Origin of the sequence: Arthrobacter sp. C9C5, from assembly GCF_013359735.1 — a bacterium.
In the GTDB taxonomy this organism is placed as follows: Bacteria; Actinomycetota; Actinomycetes; order Actinomycetales; family Micrococcaceae; genus Arthrobacter.
Genome location: NZ_JABFMX010000013.1, coordinates 57,264 through 75,991 on the forward strand (window position 1 = coordinate 57,264; position 18,728 = coordinate 75,991).

The following is an 18,728-nucleotide window of genomic DNA, read 5'->3' on the forward strand; positions in this document are numbered from 1 at the left end:
AGGCATGTAAGTTACCAACAATGTGGATAACCCCTGTGGAAAAGTTCCCCAGAGACGGCGAAGACGGCGCGCGTGGCACAGGGTGCAGGGGGTCCGGAAAAGCGCAACGGTTTCGGACCAGCGCATCCCGGACCGGGGCCGCGTCCGTCCGGACCCGTAGCGGAAACGCGCAGCCGTAGCGGAAACCGGGCGCGGCGGAAGGCCGGCAACCCGGGGAGCGCGGTGCCTAGGCGGGCAGGGCGGTGGCCGCGGCGTGCACGGCGGTGGCCGCGATGAGCAGGCAAAGCACCACGGCAAGTCCGGCAGCCTGCAGGAGACCCTGGCGACGGCCCCGCGGAACGTAGGCGATCACGGCGGCGCTCAGCGCCCCGGTGATGAGGCCGCCAAGGTGGGCCTGCCAGGCGATCTGGGGGATGACAAAGCCAATGACGCCGTTGATGGCGATCAGGACCCAGAGTTGGCGGGTGTCGCCGCCGCGGTGGCGCTGGACCACCAGCATGGCGCCGAAGAGACCGAAGATGGCACCGGAGGCACCCACTACGCCGCTGACTTCCTGGCCGGGTGCATAGGCCGGGGTCAGCAGGAGGTAGCCGACCGATCCGCCGACGGCGGAGAGCAGATAGAGGGCCAGGAAGCGGACACGCCCCAGAAGGGGCTCCAGCGCCTGGCCGAACATCCACAGCATGTACATGTTGAGCACGATGTGGAGGATGAAGCCCTGGGAATGGAGGAAGGCCGAGGTCAGCATCCGCCAGGGTTCGAAGGCGCCGTACGCGGGGTTGGCGTAGGGCGTGGCGAAGGCGAAGTTCTGGTAGATCCCGTCGTTGGGAACTATCCACTGCAGCACGTAGACGAGGACGCAGGCTGCGATGATCCCGAAGGTGGCCAGCGGCTTCCCCAGGGCGGCGGCGCCGCCGTAGACCGAGCGGGCCGTCGGCGTCGTACGTTTGGTTTCGTTGACACAGTCAACGCACTGGAATCCGACGGCGGCCGCCCGCTGGCAGTCGGGGCACGCAGGGCGCCCGCACCGCTGGCACCGCACGTAGGCGGGCCGGTCCGGGTGCCGGGGGCACACCGGGATCTCCGCGGACGGCTCTGCCGCCGGAATTCCGTAGCTCATGGCGTGGACTAGAGCTGTTCTACGTCAATGCTGTTGATGACGACGTCCTCGACCGGGCGGTCGCCCATGCCGGTGCGGACACCTTCGATGGCGTCGACGACCTTCTTGGACTCCTCGTCCGCGACCTCGCCGAAGATGCTGTGCTTGCCCTGCAGCCAGCCGGTCGGGATGGTGGTGATGAAGAACTGGGATCCGTTCGTGCCGCGGCCCATCTGGATGCCGGCGTTGGCCATGGCCAGCTTGTAGGGCTCGTTGAAGGTCAGCTCCGGGTGGATTTCGTCGTCGAACTTGTAGCCCGGTCCGCCGATGCCACGGCCCAGCGGGTCGCCGGCCTGGATCATGAAGTCCTTGATGATGCGGTGGAAGATGGTGCCGTTGTAGAGCGGCGTGCCGGTCTTGTCCTCACCGGTTTCCGGGTGAGTCCAGGCCTGCTCACCGGTGGCCAGGCCGACGAAGTTCTTGACGGTCTTGGGCGCGTGGTTGCCGAAGAGGTTGACGACGATGTCGCCCAGGCTCGTGTGAATGGTTGCTTTTGCGGTTGCGATGGCAGTCATGGCCCTATTCTTCCACGGCAGGGGTTCGCGCACAGGGCCGCACAGTCAGTTCCGCGCTGGGTGAAATCCAGCCGAAATCGGGCCTAAGAATAGCCGGTGGAGTCCGGGACACGTAGGCTAACTGCAGAACCGTCACATTAATCGGGAGGTAGTTGTGAAGAAAACGGATCGTATTGCCCGTGAGCTGGAGCAGTCAGTCAGCACCGCAGTAGAAAACGCCAAGGACTGGGCAGGCCCGAGGGTTGAAGCAGCCGTCGACTGGGCTGTTCCGCGTCTGCAGCAGGGCCTGGACACCGCTTCTCCCAAGATCCAGGAGGGCCTCAAGTCTGCGGCCCACAACCTGGCCGACGGTGTCGCCACCGTAACCCCCCGCATTCAGGACGGGCTGGCCCAGCTGGCACCGAAGATCCACGACGCCGTCGAAAGCGCCACCCCCCGGCTGCACGATGCACTGGACAAGGCCACCCCGGTGATCGCGAACGCCCGCGACCGCGTGGTCGTCGAGTACCTGCCCAAGCTCTCGGACCAGATCGGCCACGCCTCCGACGCCGTGCACCGCACCCTGGAAGGCGCACCGGCGCACGTGGACGCTGTGGCACAGCGGCTGGTTGACTCCGGTGTTGTCCACAACATCCAGGAGCAGGCGCAGTCCGCGGGCCAGCAGATCAAGGCCGCAGCCGCCGAAGCCAGCCGGGTTGTCACCGGCGAGGTCGCGAAGCCGCAGAAGCCCAAGCACCGCGGGTTCCTTATCTTCGGCGTCATCGCCGCGGCGGTAGCCGCCGGCGTCGCCGCCTGGAAGGCTTCCAAGCCGATCGAGGACCCGTGGAAGACTCCTGCCCCGGTCACGCCCGCAACGCCGGCCCCGGTTCCGGCCACCACGGTCAGCGACGTCAAGGAAACCGTGAAGGAAAGCGTAAGCGACGCCGCCGACGCGACGGTTGCCGCAGCCGACAAGGCGGCCGATGCTTCGGCGGACGCCGCCGACGCCGCTGCAGCCAAGTCGGGGGATTCCTCGGGGAAGGTTGCGACCGACGCCAAGACGGCGGTTCGCAACATCGCAGCGAGCCTGAACGGCGACGACAAGACCAAGTAGCTCCCGGTCTGCCGGTGAACCAACCGGCAGCCTGAGGACTGCACCTCAAGGAGGGATTCCGCTGCTGGCGGGGTCCCTCCTTTTGGTTTGCCTTTCCCCGCCCGGGATGCCCGTCAAAAGGTCGCAAGAACGGTGCAGGTGCTAAATTTGGGGGGATGTCACCCGATGAACCCTCCGTGGATGCCCCACACGATGCTGAGCCGCCCCCGGCGGTCTCCATCGTCATTCCGGCGTACAACGAGGAAAGCGTCATCCGGCAGTGCCTGATTGCCGCCGTTTACCAGTCCGTCCCGGCGCACGAGATCATCGTGGTGGACAACATGTCCAAGGACCGCACCGCGGAGATCGTCCGCCAGATGCAGCTGGAATACCCGGAAAGCCCGATCATCCTGCTCAGCCAGGACACGGACCAGGGCCTCATCCCGACCCGGAACTTCGGCCTGGACCACGCCAGCGGCGATGTTCTGGGCAGGATCGACGCCGATTCGGTGCTGGAACCGGACTGGGTCGAGCAGGTCCAGCAGGCCTTCGCGGACGCGTCCGTGCATGCCGCCACCGGGCCCGTCGTCTACTACGACATGCCAATGCGCCGCTTCGGCCTCAAGGCCGATGACAAGATGCGCCAGCTTATGCTCAAGCTGGCCAAGCACCAGTACCACTTCCTTTTCGGCTCCAACATGGCCCTGCGCCGTTCCGCGTGGGAGACCATTCGGCTGGAGACCTGCCGGGATGAGAAGGATGAGATGCATGAGGACATCGATCTCTCCCTTCACCTCGCCGACCACGAGCTGCGGATCCAGTACTGGCCGCAGATGGTGTCCGGGATGTCAGCGCGCCGGCTCGAGGACTCGCCCCGCGACTACCGCTACTACGTCACACGCTTCGACCGCACCTACAAGGCGCACAACGTCAAGAAGATGGCTCTGAAGGCGCCCATGGTGGTCTTCTTCTCGGTGTACTTCCCGGCGAAGCTGCTGCGCGCCATTCACACCGTCAACACGGCCCAGCCGGCCCGCCGCGGCGGCCAGTAAGGCCCCTATGGCCCGCGCGCGCACCCGCGCCGGCCGCCGTCGTCAGTCCGTCCCCAGCTCTGCCAGGCGGGCGGCGCTGCGCCGCACCGCGCGGGAGCGGCGCTGGCCCATCACGACGACGGCGAGTCCCACCAGGATCATCCCCAGTCCGGCATAGGTTCCGGCCGGCAGCGTCTCGCCCAGGAAGGCCGCCGCCAGCAGTGCCGCCCCCGGGATCTCCAGCAGGATGATCATCGAAACCAGCAACGGGCTCATCGTGGCGAGCAGGTGGTTGAACGCCGTGTGGCCCACCAGCTGCGCGCAGACGGTGATGGCCAGGATGCCCAGCCAGCCGGTCGCGTCGAAGCCCGCCAGCGGCTGCCCGGTGGCCAGGGCCAGTACAGCCACAACGGCGGCGCACATACCGTAGCAAAGCGTGGTGTAGACGCCGGTGCCCATGGTCTGGCGGGCCTTGCCGCCGGCCAGGGTGTAGATACCCGCCAGCACGCCCCCGGCAACCGCGAGAAGATCCCCAACCAGGGCCTGCGGCGAGCTGCCCATGTCGAAGCCGGTGATGGCCACGACCCCGCCGAAGGCGAGGCCGAGCCCGGCGAGTACCTGCCAGCGGTGCCGGACCCCCCGGAAGAGCTGGAAAACGGCAATCCAGCCCGATTGCAGGCAGACCAGGGCGGTCGCGGCCGCCACCGAGGTCAGCTGCAGGGACGTGATGAAGCAGGCGAAGTGCAGTGCCAGCGCCACGGCCGCCGCCAGCGACCAGCGGAACTCGCTGCCCGTGACCCGGCCGAACTGGCGGGGCTGGCGAACCAGCACGGGCCCGGCCATCACGGCCGCTCCGATCGCGTTGCGCCAGAATGCGATAGCGAGGGCGCTGACGGACGTGGCGCCCAGGGTGGCGGCGATCAACGGGCCGGAGGAGGCGACACCCAGCACGCCGAGGGCGGCGAGGAAGAAGTTCACGCTCCAACAGTAGTGTGCCGGCGGGGGCGTTCCAGTTCCGCGCCGGCCCGTTACGGAAGCCTTGAGGGCTTAACGCAAAAGGTCCCGGTCAGCGTTTCCGCTGGCCGGGACCTTTTCCTATGGTGGAGGCACGGGGACTCGAACCCCGAACCCCCTGCTTGCAAAGCAGGTGCGCTACCAATTGCGCCATGCCCCCATAAGAAGCAACCCGTCAATCATACCCCAGTGCCGGAGAGCCGTTTCCAGCTTTCCTGCCGGGGTTCCGGGCTAATCAACCGTGTCGGTCGATTCGCTCCAGACTGCCTTCCGGGCTTCGGATTCCTGCACCTTCCTGTAGAGCAGGACGCCTGCGATCGTGGCTGCAACAACCAGCAACTTCTTCACATGCACCCCGTTCCGGTCCAGTTTCACGTGGACCTTTACAGGAACCAGTACAGGTTCCGTGGGCGTACCAGGACTTGAACCTGGGACCTCTTCGTTATCAGCGAAGCGCTCTAACCGCCTGAGCTATACGCCCCGATGCCTCATCGGGCCGAGATATGACTTTACAGCACATCCCGGCCCGATCTCAAATCGAGGCATTTCCCCGGAGAATATCCGGGAAAAGTACGGGTTCTAGTCGTCCGTGAGGGTGACGCCGATGCCGCCCACGAGGGTGGCAGCGATGTTGTACAGCACTGCCGAGAGCATCGACAGGGCCGTCAGCAGCACCACGTTGATCACCGCGATGATCACGGCGAATGACGCGACCTGGCCGAGGGAGGCAACCTTCTTCAGTTCGAAGCCGCCGCTTTCGGAGCCGGCCAAGGTTCCGAGGAGCCCGTCCACCTGGTCGAAAATGCCGGTCAGGTCCAGGACGGTCCAGAGGACGATCGCGGCGACGACGGTCACGATGCCGAGCGCCACCGAGAGCAGGAAAGCCATCTTGAGCACGGACCAAGGGTCAACCTTGCTGATCAGCAGGCGCGCGCGGCGGACTTTCGCCTTCGGCGCCGGCTTAACAAGTCCCGGTGCTCCCTGGGCGGGGCGCTGGCCGGAGGCTTCCGGGCGTTGTCCGGGGGCTGCGGGACGCTGTCCCGGAGCGGCCGGGCGCTGTCCGGGGACGGCGGGACGCTGCCCGGGGACGGCACCGGCCGGGCGCTGCTGCGGACGCGACGGGGCGTTCACCCGCGGGGCGGCAGTCGGCTGCCGCATCCCGCCCGGGCCGCTGCTCGACTTGGGATATGAGTCGGAATTGCTCACGCGTTACCTCCGGTATTATCTTCGTCCAGTTCGGCATGGCCTGATGACTCATCTGACTCCGGGGCCGGTACTGATTCTGTCTCTGCGGACCCCTCGTGTGATCCGGTCTCTCCAGCCAACGTTACGTCATCCTGCTCCGTAGCCCGACTTTCATCCCCGCTTTCGAGGGCTGTTTCGTCGGTCTCGAGGCCGCGTTCGCTGTTGCGGGCCACCGCGATGATGCGGTCGTTCTTGTCCGGTTTGGCGAAGATCACGCCCATGGTGTCTCGGCCCTTTGCGGGGACCCCGGTCACCGAGGAGCGGACCACCTTGCCGCCTTCCATGACCACCAGGACTTCGTCTTCCTCGTTCACGATGAGGGCACCGACGAGGTGTCCGCGTTCCTCCTGGTACTTACCCACCTTGATGCCGAGTCCGCCGCGGCCCTGGAGACGGTATTCCTCCACCGCGGTCCGCTTGGCGAAGCCGCCTTCGGTCACGATGAAGACGAACGACCCGTCCTGTACGACGTCGGCCGCCAGCAGTTCGTCGTCCTCGCGGAACTTCATCCCGGTGACGCCGGACGTTGCCCGGCCCATCGGGCGCAGTGCCTCGTCCGTGGCGGTGAAGCGGATCGACTGGCCCTTGCGGGAGACCAGCATCAGGTCATCCGTTTCGGATACCAGCTGTGCCGAGACCAGCTCGTCGCCGTCGCGCAGGTTGATGGCTATCACGCCGGCGGAGCGGTTGGTGTCGTAGTCCTCCAGCCGCGTCTTCTTAACCAGGCCGCGCTTGGTGGCGAGCACCAGGTACGGGGCGTGCTGGTAGTCGCGCAGGTCCAGCACCTGGGCGATGTGCTCGTCCGGCTGGAAGGCCAGCAGGTTCGCCACGTGCTGGCCCTTGGCGTCGCGGGCCGCTTCCACCAGTTCGTACGCCTTGGCACGGTACACGCGGCCCAGGTTCGTGAAGAACAGCAGCCAGTGGTGCGTGGTGGTGACGAAGAAGTGCTCCACGACGTCGTCGCCGCGCAGCTGGGCGCCCTTGATGCCCTTGCCGCCGCGCTGCTGGGACCGGTAGTTGTCGCTGCGGGTGCGCTTGACGTAGCCGCCCCGGGTGATCGTGACGACCATTTCCTCTTCGGGGATCAGATCCTCGATCGACATGTCGCCGTCGTAGCCCATCAGGACCTTGGTCTTGCGGTCGTCGCCGTGCTTGGCCACAATTTCGGCCAGCTCGGTGCTGATGATCTCCCGCTGGCGCTCCTCGGAGGCAAGGATCGAGTTGTATTCGGCGATCAGGGCCTCGAGTTCCGAGTGGCGGTCCTGGATCTTCTGCCGCTCCAGGGCGGCAAGCCGGCGCAGCTGCATGTCCAGGATGGCCCGGGCCTGCAGTTCGTCGATGTCCAGCAGTTCCATCAGGCCGTCGCGGGCCGCTTCGGTGGTGGTGGAGGCCCGGATCAGGGCGATGACCTCGTCCAGCGCGTCCAGCGCCTTGAGGAGGGCGCGCAGGATGTGGGCTTCCTCCTCCGCCTTGCGCAGGCGGTACCGGGTGCGCCGGGCGATGACGTCCATCTGGTGAGTGACCCAGTGCCGGATAAACGCGTCGAGGCTGAGCGTGCGCGGCACCCCGTCGACGATTGCAAGCATGTTCGCCGCGAAGTTGTCCTGCAGCTGGGTGTGCTTGTAGAGGTTGTTCAGCACCACCTTGGCGACGGCGTCGCGCTTGAGCACAATGACGAGGCGCTGGCCGGTGCGGCCCGAGGTCTCGTCGCGGAGGTCGGCGATGCCGGAAATCTTGCCGTCCTTGACGAGTTCGGCAATCTTGATCGCCAGGTTGTCCGGGTTGGCCTGGTACGGCAGCTCGGTGACCACGAGGCAGGTGCGGCCCTGGAGTTCCTCGACGTTGACGACGGCGCGCATGGTGATGGAGCCGCGGCCGGTGCGGTAGGCGTCCTCGATGCCCTTGTGGCCCAGGATGGTGGCGCCGGTCGGGAAGTCGGGTCCCTTGATCCGCTGGATCAGTTCTTCGAGCAGCTCCTCGCGGCTGGCGGTCGGGTTGGCCAGGTACCACTGAACGCCGTCGGCAACCTCACGGAGGTTGTGCGGCGGAATGTTGGTGGCCATGCCGACCGCGATGCCGGAAGAACCGTTTACCAGGAGGTTCGGGAAACGCGCCGGCAGGATGGTCGGTTCCTGGTTCTTGCCGTCGTAGTTGTCCTGGAAATCAACGGTTTCCTCGTCGATGTCCCGGACCATTTCCATGGCCAGCGGTGCCATCTTGGTTTCGGTGTACCGGGGAGCCGCGGCGCCGTCGTTGCCGGGCGAACCGAAGTTGCCCTGGCCGAGTGCCAGCGGGTAGCGCATGGTCCAGTCCTGGATCAGGCGGACCAGGGCGTCGTAGATCGCGGTGTCGCCGTGCGGGTGGTACTGGCCCATGACCTCGCCGACTACGCGGGCGCACTTGTTGAAGGACCGATCCGGGCGGTAGCCGCCGTCGAACATCGCGTACAGCACGCGGCGGTGGACGGGCTTGAGTCCGTCGCGGACGTCCGGCAGCGCACGTCCGACGATGACGGCCATGGCGTAGTCGAGGTAGGAGCGCTGCATTTCGGTCTGCAGGTCAACCTGTTCGACGCGGTCGGTCAGCACATCGGTGTCAAGAACGGTGCCCTCGAGCACGGGCTCCGCGCCGGATGCGGGCGGGACCTCGGGTGTTTCGTCACTCATAGTCTATATTTTCCGTTTCAGGTATATATCGGTTCTGGAATATGTAGAGGCTTGGCCGCTAGATATCCAGGAACCGAACGTCCTTGGCGTTCTGCTGAATGAAGTTTCGGCGGGATTCGACGTCCTCGCCCATCAGGACGGAGAAGGTCTGATCCGCTGCCAGCGCGTCATCCATGGTGACCTGCAGGAGGGTGCGGTGCTCGGGGTCCATGGTGGTGTCCCAGAGTTCCGTGTAGTCCATTTCGCCGAGGCCCTTGTAGCGCTGGATGCCGTTGTCCTTGGGGATCCGTCGGCCGGCGGCCTGGCCGGAGACCAGCTTCGCGTCGCGTTCGCGGTCGCTGTAGACGTAGTCGTGCGGGGCGTTGGACCACTTGATCCGGTACAGCGGCGGCTGGGCCAGGTAGACGTAGCCGTTCTCGATCAGCGGGCGCATGTAGCGGAAGAGCAACGTCATCAGCAGCGTGGTGATGTGCTGGCCGTCGACGTCGGCATCGGCCATCAGGACGATCTTGTGGTACCGGAGCTTGGCCAGGTCGAAGTCCTCGCCGATGCCGGTGCCGAACGCGGTGATCATGGACTGGACTTCGGCGTTGCCGAGGGCCTTGTCGAGCCGGGCACGCTCGACGTTGAGGATCTTGCCGCGCAGCGGCAGGATGGCCTGGGTCTCGGGGTTGCGCCCGCGCTTGGCCGAACCGCCGGCCGAGTCACCCTCCACGATGTAGACCTCGCACTTCTGCGGGTCCTTGGAGGAGCAGTCGGACAGCTTGCCGGGCATGCCGAACGATTCCAGCGGGCTCTTGCGGCGCGCGTTGTCGCGGGCCTTGCGGGCTGCCATGCGGGCCTGCGCCGCGGAGATGGCCTTGCGGATCACGTCGCGGGCCGGGCCGGGGTTGCGTTCCAGCCAGTCGCCGAGACCGTCGGTGACTACGCGCTGGACGAAGCCCTTGACCTCGGAGTTGCCGAGCTTGGTCTTGGTCTGGCCCTCGAACTGCGGTTCGGCGAGCTTGACCGAGATCACCGCGGTCAGGCCCTCACGGATGTCATCGCCCGTGAGGTTGTCGTCCTTTTCCTTGATGATGCTCTTCTCCCGCGCATAGCGGTTGATGAGCGAGGTCATCGCGGCGCGGAAACCCTCTTCGTGGGTTCCGCCCTCGTGGGTGTTGATGGTATTGGCGTAGGTGTGGACGCTCTCGGAATATGCGTTGGTCCACTGCATCGCCATTTCCAGGGCGATATGCCGTTCCTTGTCCTCGGTTTCGAAAGCGATGACGTCCTCGTGGACGACGTCGACCTTCTTGCCGGAGTTCAGGTGCTTCACATAGTCCAGCAGGCCGTCGTCGTACTGGTACACCACGGTGTGGAACTCCGCGGGGACTTCGCCTTCGGTCTCGACGACGTCGAGGTCCAGGTCCTCGTCCTCGGACGGCTCCGCGGCGGCGCGGCGCTCGTCGGTCAGCGTGATGCGCAGTCCCTTGTTCAGGAATGCCATCTGCTGGAAGCGGGCCCGCAGGGTCTCAAAATCGAACTCGGTGGACTCGAAGATGGTGCCGTCCGGGTAGAACGTCTGGGTGGTGCCGGTTTCCTGGGTTTCCTCGCCCTTGACCAGGCTGCCCTGGGGCTTGCCGCCGTCGGCGAAGGACATCCGCCAGACGTGGCCCTGCCGGCGGACCTCGGTATCAACACGGCTCGAGAGCGCGTTCACCACCGAAATGCCGACGCCGTGCAGGCCGCCGGAGACCGCGTACCCGCCGCCGCCGAACTTTCCGCCGGCGTGCAGGATGGTCATGACAACCTCCACCGTGGGCTTGTGCTCGGTGGGGTGCATGTCCACGGGGATGCCGCGGCCGTTGTCGACGACCTTGACGCCGCCGTCGGCCTGCAGGACGATCTCGATGTGGGTGCAGTACCCGGCCAGCGCTTCATCGACCGAGTTGTCCACGACTTCATAGACCAGGTGGTGCAGGCCGCGGGGACCGGTGGAACCGATGTACATGCCGGGGCGTTTCCGGACCGCCTCCAGGCCCTCAAGCACCGTGATGTCGCTGGCGCCGTACTCGCGGGGGGTCACCGCCTCCGCAGGGGTGGCCGCTGAAGCACCTTCCGCCGCTGGGTCCGCTGCCGGGAAATCTGTATTGTCGTTAGCCACAGGCGCTTTCGACTCCTCTATGTTCGTTGAAGGCCGGCCGTCGCCGCTTCCGAAGAGGAACGGTTACCGCCAACAGGCACGTCACTGTTGGCGCCGCTGCATGGGTCGCATCAGCCGATTCCGCGCATAGAAATTGCGTCGGAAACGGACTCAGTCGACGTTTCACCGGCGCCCAGTTATCTACCTCGATTCTACCGTGTTATAGGGCGGATTCCCGCATTCCAGAGGCCCAAACGGCAGCTAAAGTGCCGCTGAGAGGCCATTGGCTCCGGCTGCACGGCTCCCGGGGTAGTCCGGCTGGGTTCCTATACGAGTCCGGGGCGTTGGAGCGCCCTACACGGCGTTTGCGGATTTTTCAATAGTTTTGGAAGAAGTGCTTCATACCCGGCGGAGCGGACTAGACCGCGGACTGGACCGTGGACCGTGCCGCGGACTGGACCGCGGACTGGACCGTGGACCGCGCCGCGGGCTACCCGTAGGTGTCGCGCGGGCCGCGGCCGTTGACCGTCCGGGCACCCTTCCGCCAGCTTGGCGCCGCGGGACCGAGCACCTGGATACTGGTCACGACGCCCTCACCCAATTCGACGCGGAATTTCTCCAGCAGGCTCAGGCTGAGCAGGCGCAGCTGGGTGGCCCAGGCCGTGGAATCGCAGCGCACGTGGAGTGTCGTGTCGGTAAAGCTCTCCGGTGTGCAGTGTGCGGAAATTTCCGGTCCCACGAGGGCCGGCCATTGCGCCATGACGGAGCCGACCGCCACGGGTGAGCTCCAGCCCCGTTCCGCGACGAGCCGTCCCACCACCTTGCCGAGCCCCAGCGGGTCCCGTCCGGTGCCGTGGAACTGGCTGAAGCCGCGGGTGCCGGCACTGCGGGCCGGCTTTTGGGTGCTGCCCGGCCATGGGGGCGCCTTCCGGCGGATTTCTCCGCGGGCTGCCGCGGCATCGCGCATCCGGTTCAATGCCGCCTGCGCGGCGTCGATGTCATCGGGGTCGCGGCCGGGTTGCAGGCCGCCGTCGGTGTCCTTATTCATCGCTTGTCCGGCTCATCGATTCCTCCCGGAATGACCTTCACCCGCCGTCCGGCCAGTTCTGCCGGGATGTCGTCCTCGACGGCGGCCGTCACCAGAACCTGTTCCGCGCCGGATACTATTGCCGCCAGTTTACGCCGCCGCTGGACGTCCAGTTCGGCAAAAACGTCATCCAGAATCAGGATCGGCGCGGAGCCGCCGGTGCGAGCGTCGTCCAGCATCACATAGTACGAGGCAAGGCGCAGGGACAGGCACATGGACCAGGTTTCCCCATGCGAGGCATACCCCTTGGCCGGTGCCTGCCCCAGGACCAGTTCCAGTTCGTCGCGGTGCGGGCCCACGAGCGAGATTCCGCGCTCCAGTTCCTTGCGGCGCGAGGCCGCGAACGCTTGGATGTAGCGTTCGGTGAGCTCCTCCACGCTCAGCCGGCGGAGCTCCTCGAGGCTGGCCGGGGCGCCAGACGGTCCGCCCGCTGACGCTTCGCCGTCGTCATCGAGCACCCCCTGCAAGGTGGAGCGGTAGACCGTTCCGGCCTCTTTGGACCCGTCGGTGAGCTGGGCGTAGGCGTTCTTGAGATGCGGCTGCAGCAGTTCCACCAGCTCAAGCCGCGCGTGCAGGAGTTCCGCTCCGGCCCGGGCCATGTGCTGGTCCCAGACGTCGAGCGTTGCCTCGTGGCCGGCGGTGAACTTGCCGTTACGGCCGGATTTGAGCAGCGCGTTGCGTTGTTTCAGCACCCGGTCGTAGTCGCCGCGGGTGGCGGCGTGCCGGGGAACAAGGCTGACCAGGAGCTCATCCAGGAAGCGGCGCCGGTTGGACGGATCGCCCTTGACCAGGGCTAGGTCTTCGGGGGCAAAGAGGACCGTCTGGCAGATTCCCAAGATGTCCCTTGCCCGGACCGGGTTGCTTCGGTTGATGCGGGCCCGGTTGGCGCGGCCGCCGTTGATTTCCAACTCCAGCACGGTGGACTGTTCGCCGCGGACCAGTTTGGCCCGGATCATCGCCCGCTCGGTGCCGAACCGCAGCAGCGGGGCATCGGTGCTGACCCGGTGCGAGCTCAGCGTGGCCAGGTAGCCAATGGCTTCCATCAGGTTGGTCTTGCCGATGCCGTTGGAGCCCACGAGCACTGTGACACCCGGTTCCAGGCTGAGGTCAACCTGTGCGTAACTGCGGAAATCTGTCAGCGAAAGTTGTTCGAGGTACACGCCGGTTGCAGGATTCCAGGGGTTACTTGGCCGGCCGGGTGGCGTGTCCGCCGAACTGGTGGCGCAGGGCGGACACCATCTTCATGGCCGGCGAGCTGTCTTCGCGGGAGGAGAAGCGAGCGAACAGCGCCGCCGTGATGGCCGGGGCCGGCACCGCGTTGGCAATCGCTTCCTCCACCGTCCACCGTCCCTCGCCCGAGTCCTCGACGTAGTCGTCAATGGATTCCAGACCGGGATCCTCATCCAGGGCTTTGACCATCAGGTCCAGCAGCCAGGAGCGGACAACCGTGCCTTTCTGCCAGGCCCGGAAGGTGCCGGGCAGATCGGTCACGATGTCCTTCGCCGCGAGGAGTTCGTAGCCTTCCGCATAGGCCTGCATCAGACCGTATTCGATGCCGTTGTGCACCATCTTGGCGTAGTGTCCGGCGCCGACGCCGCCCACGTGCACGAAGCTGTCCGCGCGGTCGCCTTCCGGGCGGAGTGCGTCAAAGACCGGGAGTGCCCGTTCGATGTCGGCAGGATCACCGCCGGCCATCAGTCCGTAGCCGTTCTGCAGGCCCCACACGCCGCCGGACACTCCGCAGTCGGCAAAACGGACGCCCTTTTCGGCCAGCGCGGCCGCGTGCTTCTGGTCTTCGGTGAAGCGGGAGTTGCCGCCGTCGATCACCAGGTCGCCGGCGTCGAGCTTGCTGCCGAGTTCGCTGATGACCGCATCGGTGATCTCGCCGGCGGGAACCATGACCCAGATCAGGCGCGGAGCCGGGAGTGCGGCGATCAGCTCGTCAACGGTGTCCACGTCGGTGACATCCGGATTGCGGTCAAAACCGGTGACCTGAATTCCGCCCTTGCGCAGGCGTTCGCGCATATTGAAGCCCATTTTTCCAAGGCCGATCAGTCCAATGTGCATGGTGCGGGTTCTCTTTCTGCATTGGGTGTCGGTTGTCGTTTTGGGCCCAGAACGACAACAACTGCCTGGGCCCACGCCGCCAGGGTTCCCTGGCCGAGCTTGCGAGGCGAGGGTGGCGGTGGGGACTAGTTGGGCAGACGGACCGGCATGACCAGGTAGCGGTAGTCGTCCTGGTCCTCGCCGTCGGCGTCCTGCTGGGCGGTGATCATCGCCGGCTTCGGCGCCGTGGTGAAGGAGAACCGCACAAACTTGGTCTCGATGACGCTAAGGCCTTCGATGAGGTAGTGCGGGTTGAAGGCCACGGTGATGTCTTCGCCGGTCAGCTGGGCCTCGAGCTCTTCTGAAGCCTGGGCGTCCTCACCGGTTCCGGCGTCAAGGTGCAACTGTCCCTGGGTGAACGCAAGCCGGACCGGGGTGTTGCGCTCGGCCACAAGCGATACGCGGCGGACGGCCTCGACCAGTTCCTGGGTCTGCACGGTGGCGTGGATCGGGGTGGAATCCGGGAACAGCGAACGGATTTTCGGGTAGTCACCATCAACCAGGAGCGACGTCGTCGTGCGGCCGCCGCTCTCGAAACCGATCAGCCGACTGTCGTCGTCGGCGAGGGCGAGGTTGATGTCGCCGCTGCCGCCGAGTGTCTTGGCAACTTCGTTGAGGGTCTTGGCTTTCACCAGGGCGCTGGTGGAGATGCCCGGAGTTGCGGGCTTCCAGGGCACTTCGCGCATGGCGAGGCGGTAGCGATCGGTGGCGAGCAGCGTGATGAGGTCGTCCTCGATCTCCATCCGGACGCCGGTGAGGATGGGAAGCGTGTCGTCCTTGCTGGCCGCGATGATCACCTGGGAAACGGCCTGCGCGAACGAATCGCCCGGCACGGTGCCGCTGATCGGGGGCAGCGCAGGCAGCGGCGGGTATTCCGCCTCCGGCATCGTGGCCAGGTGGAAGCTGCTCCGGCGGCAGGTCAGCGTGACTTTGTTGCCGTCGGTTTCGATTTCGACCGGGGCGGAGGGCAGGCTGCGGCAAATATCGGCGAGGAGGCGGCCGGACACCAGGATCGTGCCCTCGGTGGTGATGTCAGCGGGGATTTCCAGGCGTGCCGAGGTCTCGTAGTCAAAGCTGGAGAGGCTGACAGTGCCGGCTTCCGCCTTGAGGAGCAAACCGGAAAGCACGGGAACAGGCGGCCGCGGAGACAACGACCGGGCGGTCCAGGTCACGGCTTCGGCCAGGACGTCCCGTTCGACTCTGAACTTCACGGAAGGGTGCCGCCTTTCATTGCTGCTGACAAAAGCTAAAACTCACAGGGCCATGGCGGCCTCGGCGCGCTGCCGGATCCGCCAAAAAGGTAAGTGCATGCACCCCCGGGTCTTCCTCCCGTCGCTTTCCGTTTCCGGGTTGCGAATGACAAGAGAGTGTCCGGGACGGACACACTGCAGACAGCTTAGCCCCAAGATCCGAGTTCTCCCATCCCCGGGTTACACCAGTGTGGTTCCCGAGCGCGCTCCGGTGCCTGGCTTCAAGAGGGCCAGGGCTGGCCGGTGGGGGGTCGGAACGAAACTGTTGTTTGAGGGAATTTCATTTTCTTGGGATTAGTAGTGTTAATAACTGCTGTGGAAACTGTGGATAACTCGGTCTGGCGGTGCGGTTCCGGGGTTAAGCCCTGTTCATGGAATGTGGGTGGAGCAGGTTTTAAACAGGGTGTGGATGGGGACAACATTTTCGGGCGTTTTGCCGATCCACAGGCGCCTTAAGGGTTTTAAGCCCATTAACCGCGGTTGTCCCCTTAAGTATCCACAGGGTTGTCCACAGGCCCCTGTTAATAAGGTAAGAGTGCGCGTCTGCTCAGGGCAGGAACCAGTTCAGGAATTGCGCTGCTGCTGCTTGATCCGGTTGGTCAGTTCGGTCACCTGGTTGTAGATCACGCGGCGCTCCGCCATCAGTTCGCGGATCTTCCGGTCGGCGTGGATGACCGTGGTGTGGTCGCGGCCGCCGAGCTCCTGGCCGATCTTGGGTAGCGACATGTCGGTGAGCTCCCGGCACAGGTACATCGCGATCTGCCGCGCGGTGACCAAGGTCCGCGTGCGGGACTTGCTGCAGAGTTCTTCCATGCTGAGCTTGAAGTAGTCGGCCGTCTGGGTGAGGATCTGCGCGGAGGTGATCTCCTGGGCGCCGTCGTCGGTGATCAGGTCCTTGAGAACCATTTCGGCCAGGGCCACATCGACCGGCTGGCGGTTCAGGCTCGCGAACGCCGTGACCCGGATCAGCGCACCCTCGAGTTCGCGGATGTTGCTGGAGATTTTCGAAGCGATGTACTCCAGGGCGTCGTCCGGGGCGGAAAGGCCTTCGCTCAGGGCCTTCTTGCGGAGGATCGCGATGCGGGTTTCCAGTTCCGGCGGCTGGATGTCGGTGAGCAGGCCCCACTCGAAGCGGGACTTCATGCGGTCTTCGAAGCCGGCGAGCAGCTTGGGCGGCTGGTCGGAGGTGATGACAACCTGCTTGTTGTTGTTGTGCAGGGCGTTGAAGGTGTGGAAGAACTCCTCCAGGGTCCGGTCCTTGCCGGCCAGGAACTGGATGTCATCAATCAGCAGGACGTCCACGTTGCGGTAGGTGGTCTTGAAGCTGGTGCCTTCATCGTCGCGGATGGAGTTGATGAAGTCGTTCGTGAATTCCTCGGAGTTCACGTAGCGGACCCGGATGCCGCTGTAGAGCCGGCGGGCGTAGTGGCCGATCGCGTGCAGCAGGTGGGTTTTGCCCAGACCCGAGTCCCCGTAGATGAACAGCGGGTTGTACGCCTTGGCAGGCGCTTCGGCGACGGCGACGGCGGCCGCATGGGCAAAGCGGTTGGAGGAACCGATCACGAACGTGTCGAAGACATACTTCGGATTCAGCCGGCCGAATTCGTGGGAAGTGCTCGGCAGCATTGGCTGCGGCTTCAGTTCCACCATGGGGTCGGCGACCAGGGACAGTTCGGCGGTTGGTTCCGGCTCGACATGGAGCGGCACCAGATCGGTGTCGACGTCGATCGCGCAGCGGATTTCGTCGGAAAAGACATCCCGCAGGGCGTCATCGAGGGCTTCCTTGACCTGGGTCTGGAGCACCTCGCGGGTGAGTTCGTTGGGTACGGCGACCAGCAGGGTGGAACCGATCAGCCCCTGGGCCTGGGCGAGGATCACGAAGCCACGCTGCCGGGGGGTGACCCGGTGGTCGTTCTCAAGAAGGCTGACAACCCGCCGCCAGGAACTTCCGACGGTGTTCGCGTGGTTGGCTTCGTCTACCGTCATCAATCAGTTCCTCAAACCTTGCTTGCCTGCGTTACCTGCAGCCACGAGGCCCGAACCAGACTGCTGGCCCCGGCTTAATCCACAGGGTTGTGCACAGTCCGTGGATAATCGGCTACTGGGACACTCTAGGGGATGAAAAGACCAGAAGATAGCTGGGATCAGCCCTGTGGATAATTACACGGGTGTGGTTCCAAATGCAGGGGCGTGACCCACTTCATCCACAGGCTGGCGGCCGGGTTAACCACAGCTGGGGACAGGCGGCTGAACACCTCCCGGTTTGACTCTGGGGGCGCTTTTCCCCTAACGTTGTGAAGTCCTTTGTGTCCGCTTTTCGCCTCATTGAATCTCTCCCCGACGCCTGCGTCTTGCGAGTCGAGGGTGGCGGCACATACAAAACTTAGCGTCGGCCAGTTCTTCCCCTTTTTTGATCGGGTGGGCGCACCTTTGATCCACTGGAGTAACTAACGTGAGCAAGCGGACTTTTCAGCCGAATAACCGCCGTCGAGCCAAGAAGCACGGCTTCCGCCTTCGTATGCGTACCCGTGCCGGCCGTGCCATCCTGGCAGCCCGTCGTGGCAAGGGCCGCACCGAGCTGTCGGCCTAAATAACTGACTCGTCGGTCACCATCCCTATGCGAGTTGAACGGTGCTAGCCACCCGGAACCGTCTGAGGACCCCTACCGATTTTTCAACAACTGTACGTTCCGGCGTCCGTAATGGACGCCGGAACTTAGTGTTATATACGGCAGCTCTCGCTGCCGATGAACCAAGCCGGATCGGTTTCATCGTTTCCAAGAGTGTTGGGAACGCTGTTGTCAGGAACCTCGTTAAGAGGAGACTAAGAGAAGCCGGCGCCTTGTCGCTGCAGAAATATCCCAGCGGGTTCGCTATCGTGGTCCGGGCACTGCCTGCCTCGGCGGCCGCCGGCTGGGATGATCTGTGCAGCGACTATGACGCCGCTTTGGAGACGACCATGAAACGGTTGGGCAGCCGCCTTCCACAGGCCGCTTCTACAGTTTCTTACGAGACAACACAGGAAGGGACCCCGCGTGCGTAACTCGACTGCCGCCGTCGTCCCTGTTTCTGAATCCCGCGTCAAAGCGGCCGCAGCCTGGCTCGGCCGGGCGGTCTGGAACCTGCCCCGCAACATCCTGATCCTGCTGCTGATGGCCTACCGCAAGGTGGTCTCGCCGCTGTACGGACAGGTTTGCCGCTTCTTCCCCAGCTGCTCGGCGTACGCGCTGGAGGCAATCACGGTGCACGGCGCCGTGAAGGGGAGCTGGCTTGCGGCCCGGCGCCTGGCGCGCTGCCACCCATGGAATTCCGGCGGAGTGGACCACGTCCCCGCCGGGCACCGGGAGTGGCCGGAGGGCCACACCCCCAGAATTGTTGTGCTGAACAACCCGGACAAGTACCTGGCTGCTCAGTCTGATGGAGAAGGCCGCTCGGCGGCCTGACGAATAGGGATATCGT

17 protein-coding genes and 2 tRNA genes are annotated in these 18,728 nt (G+C 65.1%); 5 read left to right on the plus strand and 14 right to left on the minus strand.

Going from position 1 to position 18,728, the window contains the following annotated elements; genetic code table 11:
* Window positions 1-226: 226 nt before the first annotated feature.
* A complete protein-coding gene (locus HNO80_RS11680; RefSeq protein ID WP_175323023.1) occupies window positions 227-1,120 on the minus strand; it encodes a rhomboid family intramembrane serine protease in 894 nt (297 codons plus the stop codon).
* A gap of 8 nt (window positions 1,121-1,128) precedes the next feature.
* On the minus strand, window positions 1,129-1,674 hold the full coding sequence (locus tag HNO80_RS11685) for a peptidylprolyl isomerase (protein ID WP_175323024.1): 546 nt from the start codon (window positions 1,672-1,674) through the stop codon (window positions 1,129-1,131).
* Window positions 1,675-1,828: 154 nt separating this feature from the next.
* Here HNO80_RS11685 and HNO80_RS11690 point away from each other — a divergent pair, with 154 nt between their 5' ends.
* Window positions 1,829-2,767, plus strand: a complete 939-nt coding sequence (locus HNO80_RS11690; protein WP_175323025.1) for a hypothetical protein — start codon at window positions 1,829-1,831, stop codon at window positions 2,765-2,767.
* A 155-nt stretch (window positions 2,768-2,922) separates the two neighbouring features.
* A complete protein-coding gene (locus tag HNO80_RS11695) occupies window positions 2,923-3,798 on the plus strand; it encodes a glycosyltransferase family 2 protein (protein WP_175323026.1) in 876 nt (291 codons plus the stop codon).
* 42 nt (window positions 3,799-3,840) lie between these two features.
* Here the strand turns inward: HNO80_RS11695 and HNO80_RS11700 are convergent, their stop codons facing one another.
* From HNO80_RS11700 to dnaA, 12 genes are all read right to left on the minus strand, one after another.
* On the minus strand, window positions 3,841-4,755 hold the full coding sequence (locus tag HNO80_RS11700) for a DMT family transporter (protein WP_175323027.1): 915 nt from the start codon (window positions 4,753-4,755) through the stop codon (window positions 3,841-3,843).
* Window positions 4,756-4,875: 120 nt separating this feature from the next.
* A tRNA-Ala gene (locus HNO80_RS11705) sits at window positions 4,876-4,951 on the minus strand.
* 71 nt (window positions 4,952-5,022) lie between these two features.
* Window positions 5,023-5,166 (minus strand): DLW-39 family protein, encoded by a 144-nt coding sequence (locus HNO80_RS11710; RefSeq protein ID WP_175322972.1) that lies wholly within the window; start codon window positions 5,164-5,166, stop codon window positions 5,023-5,025.
* A gap of 32 nt (window positions 5,167-5,198) precedes the next feature.
* Window positions 5,199-5,272 (minus strand) — tRNA-Ile (locus HNO80_RS11715).
* Window positions 5,273-5,370: 98 nt separating this feature from the next.
* The gene (locus HNO80_RS11720) at window positions 5,371-5,997 is read right to left on the minus strand and encodes a DUF3566 domain-containing protein (protein ID WP_175323028.1); all 627 of its coding nucleotides are present in this window, start codon (window positions 5,995-5,997) and stop codon (window positions 5,371-5,373) included.
* The gene (gene gyrA / locus HNO80_RS11725; protein ID WP_175323029.1) at window positions 5,994-8,702 is read right to left on the minus strand and encodes a DNA gyrase subunit A; all 2,709 of its coding nucleotides are present in this window, start codon (window positions 8,700-8,702) and stop codon (window positions 5,994-5,996) included. The genes HNO80_RS11720 and gyrA overlap by 4 nt, the downstream gene beginning before the upstream one ends.
* A gap of 58 nt (window positions 8,703-8,760) precedes the next feature.
* Window positions 8,761-10,848, minus strand: coding sequence for a DNA topoisomerase (ATP-hydrolyzing) subunit B (gene gyrB, locus HNO80_RS11730; protein WP_175323030.1), 2,088 nt, complete (start codon window positions 10,846-10,848; stop codon window positions 8,761-8,763).
* A 469-nt stretch (window positions 10,849-11,317) separates the two neighbouring features.
* Entirely contained in the window at window positions 11,318-11,875 is a 558-nt protein-coding gene (locus tag HNO80_RS11735) for a DciA family protein (RefSeq protein ID WP_175323031.1), read from the minus strand.
* Window positions 11,872-13,074 carry a DNA replication/repair protein RecF gene (gene recF, locus HNO80_RS11740; protein ID WP_175323032.1) on the minus strand — a complete coding sequence of 401 codons (1,203 nt, stop codon included), beginning with the start codon at window positions 13,072-13,074 and terminating at the stop codon, window positions 11,872-11,874. Before recF ends, HNO80_RS11735 begins: the two co-directional genes overlap by 4 nt.
* A gap of 22 nt (window positions 13,075-13,096) precedes the next feature.
* Window positions 13,097-13,981 carry a phosphogluconate dehydrogenase (NAD(+)-dependent, decarboxylating) gene (gene gnd, locus HNO80_RS11745; RefSeq protein WP_175323033.1) on the minus strand — a complete coding sequence of 295 codons (885 nt, stop codon included), beginning with the start codon at window positions 13,979-13,981 and terminating at the stop codon, window positions 13,097-13,099.
* A gap of 125 nt (window positions 13,982-14,106) precedes the next feature.
* Window positions 14,107-15,231 carry a DNA polymerase III subunit beta gene (dnaN, locus tag HNO80_RS11750; RefSeq protein ID WP_175323034.1) on the minus strand — a complete coding sequence of 375 codons (1,125 nt, stop codon included), beginning with the start codon at window positions 15,229-15,231 and terminating at the stop codon, window positions 14,107-14,109.
* A gap of 603 nt (window positions 15,232-15,834) precedes the next feature.
* Window positions 15,835-17,256, minus strand: a complete 1,422-nt coding sequence (gene dnaA / locus HNO80_RS11755; protein ID WP_175323035.1) for a chromosomal replication initiator protein DnaA — start codon at window positions 17,254-17,256, stop codon at window positions 15,835-15,837.
* 466 nt (window positions 17,257-17,722) lie between these two features.
* Between dnaA and rpmH the strand changes: the two genes are divergently transcribed.
* From rpmH to yidD, 3 genes are read left to right on the plus strand one after another with little or no spacing between them, the layout of a single operon-like run.
* Window positions 17,723-17,860 (plus strand): 50S ribosomal protein L34, encoded by a 138-nt coding sequence (gene rpmH / locus HNO80_RS11760; protein ID WP_003800212.1) that lies wholly within the window; start codon window positions 17,723-17,725, stop codon window positions 17,858-17,860.
* Window positions 17,861-17,901: 41 nt separating this feature from the next.
* On the plus strand, window positions 17,902-18,312 hold the full coding sequence (gene rnpA, locus HNO80_RS11765) for a ribonuclease P protein component (RefSeq protein WP_175323036.1): 411 nt from the start codon (window positions 17,902-17,904) through the stop codon (window positions 18,310-18,312).
* Window positions 18,305-18,712 (plus strand): membrane protein insertion efficiency factor YidD, encoded by a 408-nt coding sequence (gene yidD / locus HNO80_RS11770; RefSeq protein ID WP_175323037.1) that lies wholly within the window; start codon window positions 18,305-18,307, stop codon window positions 18,710-18,712. The genes rnpA and yidD overlap by 8 nt, the downstream gene beginning before the upstream one ends.
* Window positions 18,713-18,728 lie beyond the last annotated feature (16 nt).